The organism is Bifidobacterium cuniculi (genome assembly GCF_000741575.1).
In the GTDB taxonomy this organism is placed as follows: Bacteria; Actinomycetota; Actinomycetes; order Actinomycetales; family Bifidobacteriaceae; genus Bifidobacterium; species Bifidobacterium cuniculi.
In genome coordinates, this window is record NZ_JGYV01000001.1 from 284,125 (window position 1) to 300,947 (window position 16,823).

Consider the following 16,823-nt stretch of genomic DNA (forward strand, 5'->3'; position numbering starts at 1 on the left):
GAACCCCCACCATGCCAAAGATCCATATCGTCCTCAAGAAGGTCGAATCTTCCGGTGCCGTCCCCGTGGAAGGGAAGGTACGGCTCCAGCCCGTATCCCGTATCAAGACCGGCACCACGATGATCGTGCCCGAGTATTTCGAGCAGTCCCTGGACTCGGACGGAGTCACGGACGTGTCCCTGCCGAAAATGTCCTCGGCACAGGTCTGGGCGGTCACCGAACTGCCCGGCACGGCGCAGGAATACACCCGCTACGTGCAGATCCCCGCGTCCGAGGAAACGATCAACTACACGGACCTGCCGGACGTCAACCCGGCCAGTGGTGTGCCGGTGAGCATGCAGAACGGGCAGGTCCTCCAGGTCATGGTCGCGTCCAGCGCCCAGGCCGCGGCCGCGTTGTCTGCGAAGTATCCGCATGTGCTGGTCGTGTATCCGTCCGACACGACCACTGCCACGAGCGTGTCGAGCGTGGGCCCGGTGCTGTCGTCGGCGGGCACGGCCGTGTCCGGCGGTTCGGCCACACTGCTGCCCGACACGGTGGTGGCCGTCGGCGGCACCACCCTGGAATCCACGGCCGACGACGACACGGACGACGTCGCCTCGGCCGACAAGGAGGCGTGACATGGGTGCCGTATTGGCCGGCCGGCAGATGGCCGGCGCCTACATGAACGGGCAGCCATACAAGCTCTCCGCCGGTCCCACCGTCGCATGGGAGCCGTTCTGGGGCCTGTCCGACTGGCATACGCGCGCCACCGGCGGAAAGGACGCCTCGCCCAGTGCCATGACCCTCAAATGGGCCACCTGCGACAAGTGCAACTGGGTGACGTGCTCCACGGGCGGACCGGACGCGTCGCCCAGCGTCATGAGCTACATGTTCACGGCCGAACTGATCTAGAAGGAGACCACTATGCAAACCACGCTCACGAATTGGGCGCCGGACCCCCGTCTGGCCACCGACGCCACCGAAACGATGAACTGCACCACGCGCCGCGACAGCAACGGCTGGCTGAACATGTTCGCCTCGACGGACAGTGCCCTGTCACGTGTCTACCAGGGTGCGAACGTGGACACGTCCGACCTGGCCGGCTGGCAGGACGGCATCGCCGTGCCCGCCGGCGACCTCGTGTTCGCGGTCAAGGTCAAGTCCGAAGCGACCACGCAGGCGCAGGCGGTGCTCGTGCCCGTCAGGGACGGCGCCATGGTGCTCTCGACCAAGCCGGCCGCCACGTCCGATGCTGCGGGGGAGCGGCTGCTGACCGTCGAGTTCACGGTGCCGTCCGCCTGCACGCTCAGCTGGTGCGTGCGCTCCCGCACGGCCGGCGCCACCATCGGCGTGCGCGACCTGATCGTGTGCACCAAGGACGACTGGAATCAGCTGCAGCTCATGGGATTGGACTACTTCGACTATTCGACGTTGCCCGCGTAAGGAGGGAGCCGCGCATGAACATCTGGGTCGAGATCGTCCTCGCCATGTGCGGCTCCGGCGTGCTCGGCGGCGCCCTGACCGCCATCACCCAACACCTCATCGAATCATGGCGGCGACGACGCGACCTCGAGGAGGATCCCAAGGTCAAGGCACGCAACGTGCTCTCCAGGCACTCCGGGCTGCGGATCCTCAAGGATCTGCACCGGGATGCGGTACGGCGCGGATGGATCGACCTTGACGAGTTGGAGGAAGCCGAGGAAGTGTACGTCGCGTACGCCGAACTGGGCGGCAACGGTGCGGGCACGCGCATCATCAACGATCTGCGCGGCATGCGCAACTATCCGCCCGACCCAGCCAAATAAACCATGCAGTGCCCCGGCCGACAGGTCGGGGCACTGCCTTATCAGGAAGGAACCATCATGACCCTCAACGGCATCGACGTGTCGAACTGGCAGAACGGCATCAACCTGGCCGTCGTGCCCGCGGACTTCGTCATCATGAAGGCCACGCAGGGCAACAGCTACGTGAGCCCGGACTGCGTACGCCAGTACGAGCAGGCCAAGGCGGCGGGTCGGTTGCGTGGCCTGTACCATTACGTGGACGGATCCGGCGGCTACGCGGCCGAGGCGAAGCACTTCGTGGACTCCATCAGGAACTGGGTCGGCGACGCGATCCTCGCGATCGACTGGGAAGCCGAACAGAACGCGCAGTGGGGCAACGAAACCTACCTGGAGAACCTGGTCAAGGAAGTCAAGCGCCTGACCGGCGTCAACCCGATCATCTACGGCATGCAGTCCCGCTACGCGCAGATGAAGGCCGTCGCGGACCGGCAGAACTGCGGCCTGTGGATCGCCCAGTACGCCAACTACGACAAGACCGGATACCAGCCGCACCCGTGGAACGAAGGCGCCTATGCGTGCGCGATCCGCCAGTACTCCGCTGCCGGACGCCTCAACGGCTATGCGGGGGATCTCGACCTGAACATTGCGTACATGGATGCGCCGGCCTGGAAGAAGTACGCAAACCCCACTGCTGCGACCTCCAAGCCGGCGGCTGCATCGAAGCCGGCCGCCGCGAGCCCGGCGAAGAAGAGCGTCGCCGAGGTCGCCAGGGAGGTCATCGCCGGCAAGTGGGGCAACGGGCAGGACCGCGTCAACCGTCTCAAGGCCGCCGGATACGACGCTGCTGCCGTGCAGGCGCAGGTCAACAAGCAGATGGGCGTCTCCACGGCCACGGCGCGCACGTACACCGTCAAGAGCGGCGACAACCTGACAGCCATCGCAGCGCGACTGGGCACCACGGTCAACGCGTTGGTGGCCAAGAACAACATTGCCAACCCGAACCTGATCTACCCCGGCCAGATCATCAAGTACTAACCAAGGAGCACCAAGGAGCACCAATGAGCCAGGAAGCACTCGACCACATCATCCAGACCGTGGACGACTCCGACCAGCCACTGCCCGACAACCTGACGATCGAACCGTACCGGCCGGTGTTCAATTCCACCGTGAGAACCGTCATCTACGTGGTGTGTCTGGTCGCCGGCATCGTCGGCCTGGGCTTCACGATCTTCGGTGACGCCGCGATCGGCAGCTACGTGGCCACGGCGGCGGCCATGCTCGCCGGCGGTTTCGGCGTCGCCTACAATCCCGTCCGCGAAGGACTCCAGTAGCCACTGCGCCCCGCCCCGTGAAATTGAACTCGCCTATGCGGGGTTCAATTTTCATGGGGCGGGGCGTTTTTTTTGCGTGCCGGGAACGGATGCCGTACACTGGCGGGATACGAAAAATAGAGTGCACTTAGGGTGCGCACCCCGTTCAGGGCACTCGAAAAACGTTGACATTACGCCGGTTTGCAAGACCTAGACAAGTTCAAGTTCAACGTCAGCAAGTAGCCGGGACCATGGCGTCATGGCCGGGGCAAGCCGCCATGTTGCCTTTCCGGCTGCGTCGTGATTCTTTGTTGCGCACACTGCACCTGCAGGACGGCATGCTGAAGGTCCACTTCACTGTCTACCATGGCCGACCATGCAGCCCATTGCCAAGACCTTCGACGAACTGACCGCGGACGAACTCTATGCCATCCTCAAAGCCCGGCAGGACGTCTTCGTCGTGGAGCAGAAGTGCGCATATCCTGACATCGACGGCAAGGACCGCGCCGCCATGCATCTGTGGTACGGGACGCAGCAGCATCCCGTGGCGGCATACTGCCGTGTGTTTCCCAAGCAGGACGAGCCGGGGACCATGGTGATCGGTCGCGTGCTTACCGTCGAGCGCGGCACGGGACTCGGTGCCGTCATGCTGCACGAGGCGGTCGCCTTGGCGGTCCGCCTCGACCCGCAGGCGACGCAGGTGTGGATCGAGGCCCAGCGGTACGCCGCCGGCTTCTACGGGCGGGAAGGTTTCTGGGTGACCTCCGAACCATTCATGGACGACGGCATCGAGCACGTCGAGATGCGTCTTGACCTGTCCGACTGGGAACGGCGGGACTGAGGCCGACCGGCGGCCCGGCGACTCATCGGCACCTCGCCATCGCGAAGTCGTGAATCAGCTGCAGGACCCGCCGGCTTTCCTCCAGCCAGGTGAGGCATACCGGGAACACGTGGCCCAGGGTGCTCGTCGGTGCCACCTTGACGTCGTCGAGTTCGAAGTCGGCGCCCTTGGAGGACAGTGCCGTGGCCAGTTGCAGCGACTGGGATTCGATGAAATCGTCGCTGCTGGTCGACAGGAACACCGGTACGACGTCATGGAGGTGCGCGAGAGCGGTGGCTGGCGACAGGAACCTGTCGGCTTCGGGAACGGCCGGCAAGAAACCCCCGCCCAGTGTCGCGACGATGCCCTCACGGCCGGAGGGTGCGCATGGAGTCGTTTTCCGCGAGAAGTTCACCGCCGGGCTGATGAGGGCCATGCCCTTGAACGGCAGTCCGGAAACGCGCTGGAGTCCAAAGGCCGCCGCAGCGTCGGTGTCGGCTTCGGCGAGTGCGGTAAGCCACGCCAACGCGCCGCCGGCGGAGTCTCCGGTAAGGAAGATGTTGGTGCGGCTGACCGGCCAGTCCCCCAGGTGCGCGTCGATCCACGCCAGCGCGGCCTGTACGTCTGCGAGCTGTCCCGACAGGTCGGTCTCGGGGGCCAGGCGGTAGTTGATGGAGAAGACCGCAAGACCCGATGCCGCCAGATGGGTGCAGAAGTTGCGGTTGAGTTCCTTGGCGCCGTAGGCGAAGCCGCCCCCGTGGATGTCGATGAACACAGGCATGGTGGCTCCTCCGCGGAGGATTGCGTCATGCGGCAGATAGAGGTCGAGCAGGTGTCCGCGCACCTGCCCGGGCCCGTATCCTGCGTCGGGCAGGTAGGCCAGGTCCGTGATGGCATCCACGCCTGCAGGGTCGTGCCAGTAGTCGGTCCGCGGGAAGTCGAAGGATGCGACGCCCAGCCGGTAGTCACGTATCGTCCGGGCGCGTTCGTCGTCCACCCGGTCGAGGCCGTCGTCGACCGGAGTCCAGTACCGGGCGATGGCGGCGATGTCGCCGTGCGGATCATCGCCATGGCGGATGAGGGGATACGGGTTGGTGGCAATCGTGTCGGTCATGGCTTCCCCTTTCAGCGGTCGATGGCGTCGTCGGCGCGGGCGGCCGTGACCATGGTGAGCATCATGACGCTCGGTTCCAGTGCCTTGATGGCGTGCGGCAGGCGTGTGGGGAAGTAGACGAAGCCACCGGGGACAAGCTCGGTCTCGTCATCGCCGCCGGTGACGAGGAGGCGCCCGGAGAGCACCTGGACGAACACGGGCATTGCAGCAGTATGTTCGCTCAACTCCTGGCCGGCATCGAAACCGAAGAGGACCACGTTGCCGCCTTCGGTGCGCAGGACGGTGCGGGATACGGTGGATTCCTGCTGGACGCCCACCATGGTCGCCAGGTCGTCGATGACTTGCATGGTCTGCTCGGTGGTGTGGTCGCTCATGGGTAAGACTCCTTCGGTTCCTGGGTGTAGGGTCAGGCGTGCAGGCATGACAACGCCCGTGGCGACCAACTATAGTTGTACACGGGCGTCGGTCAAGGGCCTGCGGGATCGGAGTCCCGGCCAGTCGGCCGATTACTCGGCCTGCTCGCCGCCGGCCTTGACGCCGCTGCCGTCACCGCTGGGTTCCTGGGACTTCGGGAAGTCGTTGGCCAGCTCGTCCTTCTTGCAGCCGCAGCCGCAGGACTTCTTGTCGTCGGTTCCGTTGGCGAGCTCCTGCTCACCCTGGAAGTCGAGGTCGCCGTCGCTGGAGGCCCCGTCGGTCGCACCGGCGTTGATGACGCCGTTGTTCATGTCTTCCGATGCGGTCATGTCGTTCATAGTGTCGTTCATGATGTTTGCCTTTCTGTGGCTGTTGGTTCCATCATATGGACCCAATCGGGGAGGAAGCGGCGGGTCGCCTGTGAGTTGCCTGCCAATCCTGTCAGCTGCCTTCCAGCGAACATCCGCAGGACATCCCCGACCGATGTGGATGGTCTATATATTGCGCGAGGAGGCGGGATGGCATGGCTGCTTTACGCTCAACGATGAGCCGGCAAGGGCAGAAGGGCGGGAACCACGGTGTTATTCCAGGCATTCCACAGGATTCCTTCAGGGAGGGGTTCGCCCGGGGCAGGTCGGCGGCGGGGCTTAAATGGAGATGTGAAAGATTTCTGTATGACATGGGGCAAACGTATTGCCACCAAGCAAATGCTGCTCATCGCGGTGCTGACGCTGGCCGCTGCATGCGTGGGCGTCTGGCTGAAGCAATTCCCCGGATTCTCCCTGTTCGGCGCGCTCATCATCGCACTGATCATCGGCATGATCATCCAGTTCCCGATCCGCGCATGGTACGTCAAGGACGATCCGGAACGTGCGACCGGGGTAAAGGACGCCGCAGGCCTGATCTCCAACAAGCTGCTGCGGCTGGGCATCATCATGCTCGGCTTCAGGCTCAACCTGCAGGTGCTGTTCACGACGGGGGCCAAATGCCTGCCCCTGGCCTTGGGCATCGTCGCCGTCACCGTCATCCTCACCTATGCCGTCGCCAGGTTCCTCAAGGTCGACCCGCTCCTGGCCATCCTCGTGGCTTGCGGCACCGGCACCTGCGGCGCGGCTGCGGTCATGGGTGTCTCGGGGTCCATCAAGGTGGGGGCCGACCGTACCGAGGAGAAATCGAATGACGAGGTCATCGCCGTCGCCATCGTCGCCATCATGGGCACCATCTTCGCACTGGTGGAGATCGCGGTCCTGCCGCTGCTGGGCCTGAGCCAGGAACAGATGGGCATCGTCGCCGGCGGCTCGCTGCACGAGATCGCGCACGCGATCGCGGCTGGCGAGGGCCTGGGCGCCACTGCCCTCGAGATGGCGACGATCATGAAGCTCTCGCGCGTGCTCATGCTGATCCTGGTCACCATCGTCGTGGCCATCTGGTGGGACAGGTTCCACGCCGAGGCGCCGGCCGGCGGCAAGCGCAAGATCGCCTTCCCCTGGTTCATGCTCGGATTCGTCGCGGCTTCCGTGGTCACCACCCTCTTCTTGGGGCAGTCGAAGGACGTGGTGACCACCCTGGTGGACATTGCCACCATCTTCCTGGGCATGGCCATGGCCGCCTTGGGCATCAACGTGGACTTCAAGGCCATCGCCAGGAACGGCATGCCCGCATTCCTGGCCAGCTTCCTGGCCTCCATCGTGCTGCTGGCCCTGTGCATCGGCATCGCGGTGTGGCTCTTCTGACGGATACTGCCTGTCCCGAAAGGGGACATGACCGGCGAGGGGTGGCGTGCGGACGGATTCGCACGCCACCCCTCGTCCCATGATGGCGGATGCCGAAACATTCCGTTGCCTTCCGGGCATTAGAATGTTCGAGGCATCGTGCGCCCCGTGCGCGCTGCCGTATCGGTCGGATACAGAGTAGAAGCCAAGGAGAGGCAGATTCATGAGCAATATAGCCATGTCCGGACTGTTCCATTGGGAATTGCACGGTGACGGCAAGACGCTGGGGCCCGGAGAGGTCGTCGAGCCCAACGAGCGCCTCACCTGGCCACGCACCATCGAGATCGGCGCACAGCACGTCGTGGCGATGTTCGGCGCCACCTTCCTCGTGCCGATCCTCACCCACTTCGACCCATCCACCACGCTGTTCTTCACCGCGTTCTCCACTGCGCTGTTCCTGCTGATCAACAGGAACATCCTGCCGTCCTACCTGGGTTCGTCCTTCGGGTTCATCGCCCCGATCACGGCGGTCGCCTCCGCCGGCAAGGGCATCGGTGCGGCCAGCTTCGGCATCATGTGCACCGGCATCCTGCTTGCGTTGATCGGCTTCGTGGTCCAATGGGCTGGCGCCGTGTGGATCGACAGGATCATGCCGCCCGTCATCAATGGTGCCATCGTGGCGATCATCGGATTCAACCTCGCGCCCAGCGTTTGGACGAATTTCCAGACCGCGCCCGACACCGCCCTGGTCACCCTGCTGGCCGTCCTGCTGTGCGCCGTGCTGTTCAAGGGGCTGCTCGGCCGCCTCAACATCCTGCTCGGCGTGCTCATCGGATACGCCTACGCATGCTGCCGTGGCCAGGTGGACTTCGGCCCCGTGGCCAGCGCGGACTGGATCGGCATCCCACGCTTCCACCTGCCCACCGTCGACTTCTCCGTACTGCCCATGTTCCTGCCCGTGGTGCTCGTACTCATCGCCGAGAACGTCGGCCACGTCAAGTCCGTGGCCCAGATGACCGGCCATGACTACGACAACCAGATCGGCACCGCGCTCATCTCGGACGGCCTGGGAACCACCGTGGCCGGTTTCGGCGGCGGCTCCGGCACCACCACCTACGGCGAGAACATCGGCGTGATGGCCGCCACCAAGGTGTACTCGACGGCAGCGTACTGGTGTGCCGCCGCCTTCGCGCTCATCCTGTCCCTGTGCCCGAAGTTCGGCGAGATCATCAACACCATCCCCGCAGGTGTCCTCGGCGGCGTCACCACCCTGCTCTACGGCATGATCGGCATGATCGGCGTGCAGATCTGGGTGGACAACAAGGTCGACTTCTCCAAGCCGCTCAACATCATGACGGCGGCCGTCGTCATGATCATCGGCATCGCGGACTTCCAGTTCGCGCTCGCCGACGTGCAGTTCAACGGCATCGCCATCGGTTCCATCGTCGTGCTGGTGCTCTACCACGGCCTGAAGGCCGTCGGTCGCCTGACCGGCACCATTCCCAGGAAGCCGGTGCCCGACCTCAAGCCGGGCGACGACAGCGGCTTCGTGGACATGCCCAGCGTCGACCTGCAGGACGAGTAATACAGCCGGGTCCGGGGACCGCACGCATGGTAGCGGCCTTCCACTACAGTGGAGAGGCCGCGCCACGCGTGCGGTCCCTTGTTTTCTGTTTCCCCTACCATGAACGAAAGGCCGTTGTGCCAGATTTGACGTATGATTCCCAGGACACTGCCGGCGCGGCGCCGACCAAGACCTTTGCCGAACTGGGGCTGCCGGGGGTGTTGGTGCACCAGCTTGCCGACGACGGCAAGCGCACTGCATTCCCCATCCAGCAGGACACGCTGCCCGACTCCCTTGCCGGGCGCGACGTATTGGGGCGCGGACGTACCGGTTCCGGCAAGACCCTTGCCTTCTGCCTGCCCATGGTCGCCCGCCTGGGCGAGCAAGGACACGCACCGCGTCCCGGCAAGGACGAGGTGCCCCATCCGCGCGGCCTGATCCTGGCCCCCACCCGTGAGCTGGCCAACCAGATCAACGACGTGCTCGCACCGCTTGCGGCCGTCTACGGACTGCGCACGACCACTGTCTACGGCGGTGTACGATACGGGCGCCAGGTCGCCGACCTCAAGGCCGGCGCCGACATCGTCGTGGCGTGTCCGGGACGGCTTGAGGACCTCATCGACCAGCATGCACTCACCCTGGCGGACGTGGAGATCGTGGTGCTCGACGAAGCCGACGAGATGGCGGACATGGGATTCCTGCCGCCCATCCGCCGGCTGCTGGGGCAGACGGAGGCGGATGCGCAGCACATGCTGTTCTCCGCCACGCTCGACCATGGCGTGGATGCCGTGGTCGAGGAATTCCTGGACCATCCCAAGGTGCACAGCGTGGACGAGGCGACCTCCGCCGTGGACCTCATGACCCACCATGTCTTCAAGGTCTCGCGCAACGACAAGGCGGCGCTGGTGCGCACGCTCGCCAGCGGCAGGGGGCGCCGCATCCTGTTCACCCGCACCAAGTTCCAGGCCAAGCGGCTCGCCAAGGACCTGACCCAGCACGGCATCCCGGCGGCGGAACTGCACGGCAACCTCAACCAGAACCAGCGCGACCGCAACCTCCAGGCCTTCGAGGGCGGCGACGTGAACGTGCTGGTCGCCACCGACGTGGCAGCCCGCGGCATCGACGTCAGCGGCGTGGACCTGGTCGTCCAGGTCGACCCGCCTGAGGATGCCAAGTCCTTCACCCACCGTTCGGGGCGCACCGCGCGCGCCGGCAAGTCCGGAGACGTGGTGACGATCATGCTGCCCGACCAGAAGCGCATGGTGCACGGTCTGCTGCGGCAGGCCGGCATCCACGTCGCCCCCCTGGAAGTACGTCCCGATTCCGCGCAGGTCCTCGAACTGGTGGGCGAGCAAGCCGAGCCGGTCCACGGCTGGACCTTGCCCGAGCTGCAACGCCGCCGCAAGCCCGCCGGTGGCGGCAGGACGCGCAAGGATGGACGTGGCACACGTCAGGGGACCGACGGGGAGCGCCGTCCCAAGCGCAGCCCCCAAGCGGCCAAGGCGCGCCGCCGTGCCCGCGCCCAGGAACGGGAACGGCGCCGGGAACTGGAACAGGGCCAGCGTCGCGAAGCCACTGCCGAACAGCGTGCGTTCGCCGAGTCCGTCCTCGGTGACGTGCACAGCGTGCGCGACGCCCGTGACGAGCGGCGTCGGGGACACGATCCGAAGCGAGGCAAACGCACCGAGGGTGCCCATCCGTCCCACGGCCATGACACGTCACGGCGGCAGGCAGGAAAGCGCATCCACCGCAAGGGGCAACGAATCGTGCGCGACGAACGCAGCGAGGACGCCAAGCGCCACGAACGCCGCATGCAGGCGCGCCAGCAGCCGCGACGCAAGGGACACGGCAAACGCAAGCAGACCCCGTTCCGCCGCGGCGGACGCTGAACGGCGAGGGGTCGCGCCGATATGAAACCGGCGGGGTTCGGTGCACCGTGACTGTCACGGTGCACCGAACCCCGCCGGTTTCATATCGGCGCGACCCCTCGCCCTTTGTCAGCCCCGGCCCTAGGGACGTCCGCCATTGGCGTCGGCCGCCAGCCGCGCGGCCACCATGCGTGGCACGAACCGGACACCCTGTGCCACCATCCTGGCCATCGCCCCTTGGTACGCCAGGGCCTTGCCCGCCTGCATCCTCGCATAGGCGAACCGTGCCGCGGTTTCGGGGGAGGACGGCTTGGCCATGGTGAAGAAGTTCTTGCCCGCCATGTGCGCAGCCTGTTCGAAACCGGTGGCGATGGGTCCCGGACACACGGTGGTCACCGTCACCCCGGTGCCTCGCATTTCCACCGCCAGCGCCTGGCCCAGTGAACTGACGAAGGCCTTGGTGGCATAGTACATGGCCATGTAGGGGCCGGCCATGACGGACGCAACGGAAGCGATATTGAGAATGCGGCCCCGGTGGTGCGCGCGCATGTCCCGTCCGAACAAGCGGCACAGCATCGCCACGGCAGTCATGTTCACGCCAATCATCGTCTGAATCGTTCCCTCGTCCGTGTCCAGGAACGTGCCATAGTGCCCGAAACCGGCGTTGTTGATGAGCGTGTCGACCTGCAGGCCCTTCTCCTGGGCGAAACGGTACAGGTCCTGTGCGGCATCGGGCCGCCCCAGGTCGATGGTGCAGGCCATGACCTGCACGTGGAATCCCCGCTCGAGCTCGGCCTTGAGGGCTGTCAGGCGGTCGGCGTCGCGTGCCGTGACCAGCAGGTCCTCGTTGTGCGCCGCGCATAGCATGGCGAGTTCGCGGCCGAGGCCGCCGGTGGCTCCGGTGATGAGTGTGGTCATGATGCTTCCCTTCGTGGTCCGAGCTGTCGATTGCCACAATAGCTGTCCCGCCGATGCCTGCCATGTGGTTCAGCCCTGCGGCAACCACGATGGGACCGTCCCTTCACAATCGCATTCCGATATGTCATGATGAAAGACCAAGCCGCGCATCCTGCGCCATGGCCGTCCGGAAGGAGTCGCGTATCGCCATGTCCACTGTCATCGTCATAGTCGTCACCCTGCTGCTCACCGCGGCGATATGCTGGTATGCCTTCGCACCGAGACCCGTCGCCCGTGCGGTGGAGGACCACGGCGAACAGGTCGTGCACATCGCCGTCAAGGGCGGCTATGCGCCCGCACAGGTCCAGGTCGAGGCCGGCCGGCCGATCCGTCTGGAATTCGACCGCCAGGAGAGCGGGGAATGCTCATCACACGTCGTGTTCGGCGACCTGGGCCTCGACATGACCTTGCCGGCCTTCGAGACGACCACCGTGCGGCTGCCTGCGCTCGCCGCCGGCGATTATCCCTTCGCCTGCGGCATGAACATGCTGCACGGGTCCCTCGAGGTCCGCGGTGAAGGGGCGGCGGTTCCGGTCACGGGCACCCCGGGCGCCGAGGAGGACATGCGCGCATGGCAGGAACGACAGGACGCCGAGCGTGTCCATGAGGCGCGGGAGCTGACTCGGCGCCTCATCGTGGGACTGGTCTGTACCGTCCCCTTGCTCATCGTGGCAATGGGTCCCATGATCGGTCCCGTGGGGCAGTGGTGGCACGCGCACCTGCCTGCGTGGACCATGAGTCCCTGGCTCCAATGCATCCTGGCACTGCCGGTGATGTGCTACTGCGGCTGGCCGGTGCACCGCACGGGCTGGCTCGCCATCTGGCACCGCGCCCCCGAGATGAATTCGCTGGTCACCTTGGGCACCATGGCCGCCTTCGGCTATAGCCTCGTGGTCACCATCCGCCCCGACCTGCTGCCCTCCGGTTCGCGTGAACCCTACTACGAGGCGGTCGGGACCATCATCACGCTCATGATCCTCGGGCAGCTGTTGGAGACCAAGGCGCGAGCAGGCACGGGATCCGCCATCCGGGCGTTGATCGGGTTGCGGCCAGACACGGCACATGTCGTGCGGCAGGGGAAGGTGCGGGACATCCCGACCGGACAGGTGGCGGTCGACGATGTCCTGGAGGTGCGCCCCGGCGAGCGCATTCCCGTTGACGGCGTGGTGTGCGAGGGATCGACGAACGTGGATGAATCCATGGTCACCGGCGAGGCGATGCCCGTGCGCAAGACCGTCGGGGACCAGTTGACCGGGGCGACGGTCAACGGCACCGGTTCCATCCGCATGCGTGCCACCCGCGTGGGATCGGCCACGGTACTGGCGCGCATCATCGCCCTGGTGCGCACTGCACAGACCTCCAAGGCCCCCATCCAGCGCATCGCCGACCGGGTGGCCGGCATCTTCGTGCCGGCAGTGGTGCTCATCGCGGTATGGACCTTTGCTATCTGGTGGCTGGTAGGAGTCCAGCCAAGGGGATTGCAGGGTTTGGTATGCGCCATATGCGTCCTGGTCATCGCATGTCCCTGCGCGCTCGGCCTGGCCACACCCCTCTCCATCACCATCGCCACCGGCAAGGCGGCCCAGTGCGGCGTGCTGTTCCGCAATGCCCAGGCGCTCGAAGGCAGTGCCCACGTGCAGGTGGTGGTCTTCGACAAGACCGGCACCATCACGCAAGGCAGACCGCGGCTGGTGGCCGCCGTGGCCATGGACGGCACGCCCCTCGACGACCGGGTGCTCGCCCTCGTGGCGGCGGCGGAACGCAGGTCCGAACACCCCCTGGCGCAGGCAATCGTGGACGAAGCCGCTGGGCGGGGCCTCGCATTGCCCGATGCCACCGCGTTCCGGGCATTGGCAGGCCAGGGCGTGACCGCACGGGTGGATGGCCACGACGTCACGGTCGGCAACGGTACCCTGGTGGCTGCCACGGCGCAATCGGAACCCTTCGTCCGGGAACAGACGGCCCGCGGCGCGACCCCCATCCTGGCGGCGATCGACGGCGAGGGCGCCGCATTGCTTGCCGTGTCCGACACCGTCAAGCCCGATGCGCGCCAGGCCATTGCGAAGCTGCACGAGCACGGCGTCCAGGTCGTCCTGCTGACCGGCGACCACGAGGCCACCGCGCATACGGTCGCCCGCGAGGTCGGCATCGACCATGTCATCGCGCAGGTCCGTCCCGAATCCAAGGAGCGGGTCATCGCGGCCATCCAGGAACAGGGCCTGCAGGTGGCGATGGTCGGCGACGGCATCAACGACGCCCCCGCGTTGGCGCGCGCAGACGTCGGCATGGCCATGGGCACGGGCACCGACGTCGCCATGGAATCCGCCGATGTCACCCTCATGCACGGATCGGTCATGGCGGTGCCCACCGCACTCGACATCGCGCATGCCACCATGCGCAACATCCGCGGCAACCTCGCCTTCGCCCTGGGGTACAACGGCCTGGGCATCCCCATTGCAGCCGGTGTGCTGTACCCGCTGGGCCATGTCCTGCTCTCCCCGATGATCGCGGGGGCGGCCATGGCGTTCTCCTCGCTGTCGGTGGTCCTCAACGCGAACCGACTGCGCGGGTTCACCCCAGAGCACAGCCGCCCATGGCACACCCGCGTATCATCGGCACTGAACGAGGCGCCGCTCACGCAAGCCGCCGAGACACCGTCGGCGGAAGGCCATGATGCGATGCCCCTGACGAAAGGACAGGACATGAACGACGTACATGAGGAAATCGACCCCATCTGCGGCATGGTGGTGGATCCCGAACACGCGGCGGACAGCCGTGTCTGGCACGGCCGCACCGTCTATTTCTGCAACCCGCACTGCGCCGAGGTCTTCGACTCCGACCCGGACAAGTACGTGCACGAGGAGGTCGAATGAGCGCAAGCGACCGTACGGCCGTCGCCTACATGGCCGGCGGCTGCTTCTGGGGCCTGGAACGGTACCTGCAGGAGGTGGACGGCGTCCTGGACACCGCAGTCGGCTACGCACAGTCACGCATCCCGCAACCCACTTACCGCCAGGTGTGCTCCGGCGCGACCGATGCCGTGGAGACCGTGCGCGTCACCTTCGATCCCGAGCGGGTGTCGCTGCGTACGCTGACGCTGCTGTTCCTCGAGGCAATCGATCCCTTCACGGCCGACCGCCAGGGCAACGACGTGGGACGGCAATACCGCAGCGGCCTGTACCCGGCCGGCGAGGATTGCGAGGGGCAGCGGACGGTGTACGTGCAGGCGCTCGGTGAACTGGCCTCGCGCATGGGACGCCATCCTGCCGTCGAGGTCGAGGACCTGCGCAATTTCTTCCTGGCGGAGCCCGACCACCAGAACTACCTGCTGCGCAATCCGTACGGCTATTGCCACATTCCGCTGGATGCCATCCGGCACGTGCGCGAACGCCAGCGGTACATCGAACGCATCTGGGCACTGACTGCCGAACAGTATGCAGTCACGCAGGAAGCCGCCACGGAGGCCCCATACCGCAACGAGTACGATGCCTTGTTCGAACCGGGCATCTACGTCGACAGGGTCAGCGGCGAGCCGCTGTTCTATTCCACGGACAAGTTCGATTCGGGATGCGGCTGGCCGGCGTTCAGCCGCCCCATCCATGAGGACGGCGTGCGTGAGACCATGGACCGCAGCCTGCCGTTGCACCCTCGCATCGAGGTGCGTTCCACCGCGTCGGACAGCCACTTGGGCCATGTCTTCGACGACGGACCGCGGGACCTGGGAGGCAGGCGCTACTGCATCAATTCGGCATCCCTGCGCTTTGTCCCGCGTGAACGGATGGACGAGGAAGGCTACGGCGGCCTCCTCGCCGAACTGGACCGCCGCCTGTCCGGCTCACCGGCCGCGGGCCGGTGAGCCGCGCCGCTTGGCGACGTCGACCAGCACGCCGATGGCAACGCCTGCCAGGGCGGGCAACACCCAGCCCAGGGAAAGGCGTTGCATCGGCAGCAGATCGAGCACGTGTTCCAGCCATGCGAGCCGGAGGCCTGCCAGCGATGCCAGCTCGACGATGCCGGTGCCGATGCTGGCGATCCCGGTCAGGAGCACCGACCAGAAATACACGGCGGGGAAGCGCGACGAGAACGGTCCATGCACGATGGAGAGCACCACGAGCACGATCGCGATGGGGTAGAGGGCCGACAGCACGGGTACCGCCAAGGCGATGATGGCGCTCAGTCCGATGTTGGCGATGACCAGGCTGACCAAGGTGAAGATGACGCTCCATGTGCGGTAGCCAAGGGTCAGCCGGCCGATGTGCGACCAGCGCTCGTGGAAGAAGGAGCTGCAGGTGGAGATCAGTCCGGAGCACACGTTGAAGCAGGCGATGACGAAGATGACGCCGATGAAGACGGTGCCTGCGGAACCGAAGGCGTGGTCGGTGAGGTTCGTCAGCACGGTGGCGCCGGTGTCCCTCGTCGCGTCGACGGGCCTGAGGGAGCCGGAGACCATGCCGATGAATCCCAGTGCCCCATACACCACCACCAGCATGACGCCGGTCCAGGCGCCCGCCAATCCGGTCTCGCGGCGGTTGCCGGCCTCGTCGGCCACGCCCAGCTGCCTGACGTTCGCCGAGATGACGATGCCGAAATAGAGGGCGCACAGCAGGTCCATGGTCTGGTAGCCGTCGAGGAATCCTGCGAGCAGCTGCCCGTGCGCGTACGGGCCGGAGGGCATGCCGAAGGCGGGGTGCCTGAGGAACAGGCAGACGCACAGCAACACCCCGATCATGGCCAGCAGCAACGGGCCCATGACGCGTCCCAGGACCGCGCTGAGCCTGGCGGGATGCTGTGCCACGAGGAAGGCCAGGAGGAAGAAGACGACTGAATAGGCAAGCTGCATCCACCGCGCCGATGCGGGTGTGGCGAACGGCGCAAGCGCCATCTCAAAGGAGGTCGATGCGGTGCGGGGGATGGCGAACAAGGGGCCGATGGTGAGCATGATCGCCACGCCCAGCCCCGTTGCGAACCCGGGCCCCACGCGTGCGGCAAGCTGGCTGAAGCCGCCGGCGTGTGCCACGACGAGCACGCCAAGGATGGGGAGTCCCACTGCGGAGGCGATGAAGCCGATGAGGGCGGGAACTGCGTGGCTGCCGGCGAGCGCACCAACCAACGGAGGGAAGATCAGGTTGCCCGCCCCGAAGAACATGGAGAAGAAGGTGACGGCGACCATGGCGCGGGCACGCACCCCCAAGGTGCGCCGCAGCGGCATGTCGACGTGGCCGTCCGGGTGCTGTTCCTCGCGTTCCTGCACGATGTCCCCGACGATCTCGTCGGGGGTCCTGTTCTGTTCCGGGTCAT

At 66.0% G+C, this 16,823-nt stretch carries 17 protein-coding genes; 12 read left to right on the forward strand and 5 right to left on the reverse strand.

Going from position 1 to position 16,823, the window contains the following annotated elements; all coding sequences use genetic code 11:
- Positions 1-11: 11 nt before the first annotated feature.
- The 7 genes from BCUN_RS01265 (at position 12) to BCUN_RS01295 (ending at position 3,917) form a co-directional block, all read left to right on the forward strand.
- Positions 12-620 carry a hypothetical protein gene (locus tag BCUN_RS01265; protein ID WP_033515122.1) on the forward strand — a complete coding sequence of 203 codons (609 nt, stop codon included), beginning with the start codon at positions 12-14 and terminating at the stop codon, positions 618-620.
- 1 nt (position 621) lies between these two features.
- Entirely contained in the window at positions 622-894 is a 273-nt protein-coding gene (locus tag BCUN_RS01270; protein WP_033515124.1) for a hypothetical protein, read from the forward strand.
- A 12-nt stretch (positions 895-906) separates the two neighbouring features.
- Positions 907-1,425 carry a hypothetical protein gene (locus BCUN_RS01275; RefSeq protein ID WP_033515126.1) on the forward strand — a complete coding sequence of 173 codons (519 nt, stop codon included), beginning with the start codon at positions 907-909 and terminating at the stop codon, positions 1,423-1,425.
- Between the two features lie 14 nt (positions 1,426-1,439).
- Positions 1,440-1,787 (forward strand): hypothetical protein, encoded by a 348-nt coding sequence (locus BCUN_RS01280; RefSeq protein WP_033515128.1) that lies wholly within the window; start codon positions 1,440-1,442, stop codon positions 1,785-1,787.
- Positions 1,788-1,844: 57 nt separating this feature from the next.
- On the forward strand, positions 1,845-2,801 hold the full coding sequence (locus BCUN_RS01285; protein ID WP_033515130.1) for a GH25 family lysozyme: 957 nt from the start codon (positions 1,845-1,847) through the stop codon (positions 2,799-2,801).
- Positions 2,802-2,824: 23 nt separating this feature from the next.
- A complete protein-coding gene (locus BCUN_RS01290) occupies positions 2,825-3,097 on the forward strand; it encodes a hypothetical protein (RefSeq protein ID WP_238552281.1) in 273 nt (90 codons plus the stop codon).
- A gap of 355 nt (positions 3,098-3,452) precedes the next feature.
- Positions 3,453-3,917 carry a GNAT family N-acetyltransferase gene (locus BCUN_RS01295; RefSeq protein ID WP_033515132.1) on the forward strand — a complete coding sequence of 155 codons (465 nt, stop codon included), beginning with the start codon at positions 3,453-3,455 and terminating at the stop codon, positions 3,915-3,917.
- 22 nt (positions 3,918-3,939) lie between these two features.
- On the opposite strand, the gene BCUN_RS01300 is transcribed toward BCUN_RS01295, so the two are convergent.
- The 3 genes from BCUN_RS01300 to BCUN_RS01310 form a co-directional block, all read right to left on the reverse strand.
- The gene (locus BCUN_RS01300) at positions 3,940-5,010 is read right to left on the reverse strand and encodes an alpha/beta hydrolase (RefSeq protein WP_051920438.1); all 1,071 of its coding nucleotides are present in this window, start codon (positions 5,008-5,010) and stop codon (positions 3,940-3,942) included.
- Positions 5,011-5,021: 11 nt separating this feature from the next.
- Positions 5,022-5,384, reverse strand: a complete 363-nt coding sequence (locus tag BCUN_RS01305) for a cupin domain-containing protein (protein ID WP_051920440.1) — start codon at positions 5,382-5,384, stop codon at positions 5,022-5,024.
- Between the two features lie 132 nt (positions 5,385-5,516).
- Complete coding sequence (locus BCUN_RS01310) at positions 5,517-5,774, reverse strand: hypothetical protein (protein ID WP_238552282.1); 258 nt, start codon at positions 5,772-5,774, stop codon at positions 5,517-5,519.
- Positions 5,775-6,083: 309 nt separating this feature from the next.
- Here BCUN_RS01310 and BCUN_RS01315 point away from each other — a divergent pair, with 309 nt between their 5' ends.
- From BCUN_RS01315 to BCUN_RS01325, 3 genes are all read left to right on the forward strand, one after another.
- Entirely contained in the window at positions 6,084-7,157 is a 1,074-nt protein-coding gene (locus BCUN_RS01315) for a YeiH family protein (protein ID WP_033515134.1), read from the forward strand.
- 217 nt (positions 7,158-7,374) lie between these two features.
- The gene (locus BCUN_RS01320; protein WP_033515136.1) at positions 7,375-8,721 is read left to right on the forward strand and encodes a uracil-xanthine permease family protein; all 1,347 of its coding nucleotides are present in this window, start codon (positions 7,375-7,377) and stop codon (positions 8,719-8,721) included.
- Between the two features lie 116 nt (positions 8,722-8,837).
- Positions 8,838-10,589 (forward strand): DEAD/DEAH box helicase, encoded by a 1,752-nt coding sequence (locus tag BCUN_RS01325; protein WP_238552283.1) that lies wholly within the window; start codon positions 8,838-8,840, stop codon positions 10,587-10,589.
- Positions 10,590-10,709: 120 nt separating this feature from the next.
- Here BCUN_RS01325 and BCUN_RS01330 read toward each other — a convergent pair whose 3' ends face one another.
- Positions 10,710-11,486 carry an SDR family NAD(P)-dependent oxidoreductase gene (locus BCUN_RS01330; protein ID WP_033515451.1) on the reverse strand — a complete coding sequence of 259 codons (777 nt, stop codon included), beginning with the start codon at positions 11,484-11,486 and terminating at the stop codon, positions 10,710-10,712.
- Positions 11,487-11,674: 188 nt separating this feature from the next.
- On the opposite strand from BCUN_RS01330, the gene BCUN_RS01335 reads away from it, so the two are divergent.
- Positions 11,675-14,398 (forward strand): heavy metal translocating P-type ATPase, encoded by a 2,724-nt coding sequence (locus tag BCUN_RS01335; RefSeq protein ID WP_033515453.1) that lies wholly within the window; start codon positions 11,675-11,677, stop codon positions 14,396-14,398.
- Positions 14,395-15,381, forward strand: coding sequence for a peptide-methionine (R)-S-oxide reductase MsrB (msrB, locus tag BCUN_RS01340; protein WP_033515455.1), 987 nt, complete (start codon positions 14,395-14,397; stop codon positions 15,379-15,381). The genes BCUN_RS01335 and msrB overlap by 4 nt, the downstream gene beginning before the upstream one ends.
- On the opposite strand, the gene brnQ is transcribed toward msrB, so the two are convergent.
- Complete coding sequence (brnQ, locus tag BCUN_RS01345; protein ID WP_033515526.1) at positions 15,361-16,734, reverse strand: branched-chain amino acid transport system II carrier protein; 1,374 nt, start codon at positions 16,732-16,734, stop codon at positions 15,361-15,363. The genes msrB and brnQ overlap by 21 nt on opposite strands.
- Between the last annotated feature and the right edge of the window lie 89 nt (positions 16,735-16,823).

Coding starts and splice junctions, on each gene's coding strand:
- BCUN_RS01265 (WP_033515122.1), top strand. CDS start 12: ATGCCAAAGATCCATATCGTCCTCAAGAAGGTCGAATCTTCCGGTGCC.
- BCUN_RS01270 (WP_033515124.1), top strand. CDS start 622: ATGGGTGCCGTATTGGCCGGCCGGCAGATGGCCGGCGCCTACATGAAC.
- BCUN_RS01275 (WP_033515126.1), top strand. CDS start 907: ATGCAAACCACGCTCACGAATTGGGCGCCGGACCCCCGTCTGGCCACC.
- BCUN_RS01280 (WP_033515128.1), top strand. CDS start 1,440: ATGAACATCTGGGTCGAGATCGTCCTCGCCATGTGCGGCTCCGGCGTG.
- BCUN_RS01285 (WP_033515130.1), top strand. CDS start 1,845: ATGACCCTCAACGGCATCGACGTGTCGAACTGGCAGAACGGCATCAAC.
- BCUN_RS01290 (WP_238552281.1), top strand. CDS start 2,825: ATGAGCCAGGAAGCACTCGACCACATCATCCAGACCGTGGACGACTCC.
- BCUN_RS01295 (WP_033515132.1), top strand. CDS start 3,453: ATGCAGCCCATTGCCAAGACCTTCGACGAACTGACCGCGGACGAACTC.
- BCUN_RS01300 (WP_051920438.1), bottom strand. CDS start 5,010: ATGACCGACACGATTGCCACCAACCCGTATCCCCTCATCCGCCATGGC.
- BCUN_RS01305 (WP_051920440.1), bottom strand. CDS start 5,384: ATGAGCGACCACACCACCGAGCAGACCATGCAAGTCATCGACGACCTG.
- BCUN_RS01310 (WP_238552282.1), bottom strand. CDS start 5,774: ATGAACGACACTATGAACGACATGACCGCATCGGAAGACATGAACAAC.
- BCUN_RS01320 (WP_033515136.1), top strand. CDS start 7,375: ATGTCCGGACTGTTCCATTGGGAATTGCACGGTGACGGCAAGACGCTG.
- BCUN_RS01330 (WP_033515451.1), bottom strand. CDS start 11,486: ATGACCACACTCATCACCGGAGCCACCGGCGGCCTCGGCCGCGAACTC.
- BCUN_RS01335 (WP_033515453.1), top strand. CDS start 11,675: ATGTCCACTGTCATCGTCATAGTCGTCACCCTGCTGCTCACCGCGGCG.
- msrB (WP_033515455.1), top strand. CDS start 14,395: ATGAGCGCAAGCGACCGTACGGCCGTCGCCTACATGGCCGGCGGCTGC.
- brnQ (WP_033515526.1), bottom strand. CDS start 16,734: ATGCCGCTGCGGCGCACCTTGGGGGTGCGTGCCCGCGCCATGGTCGCC.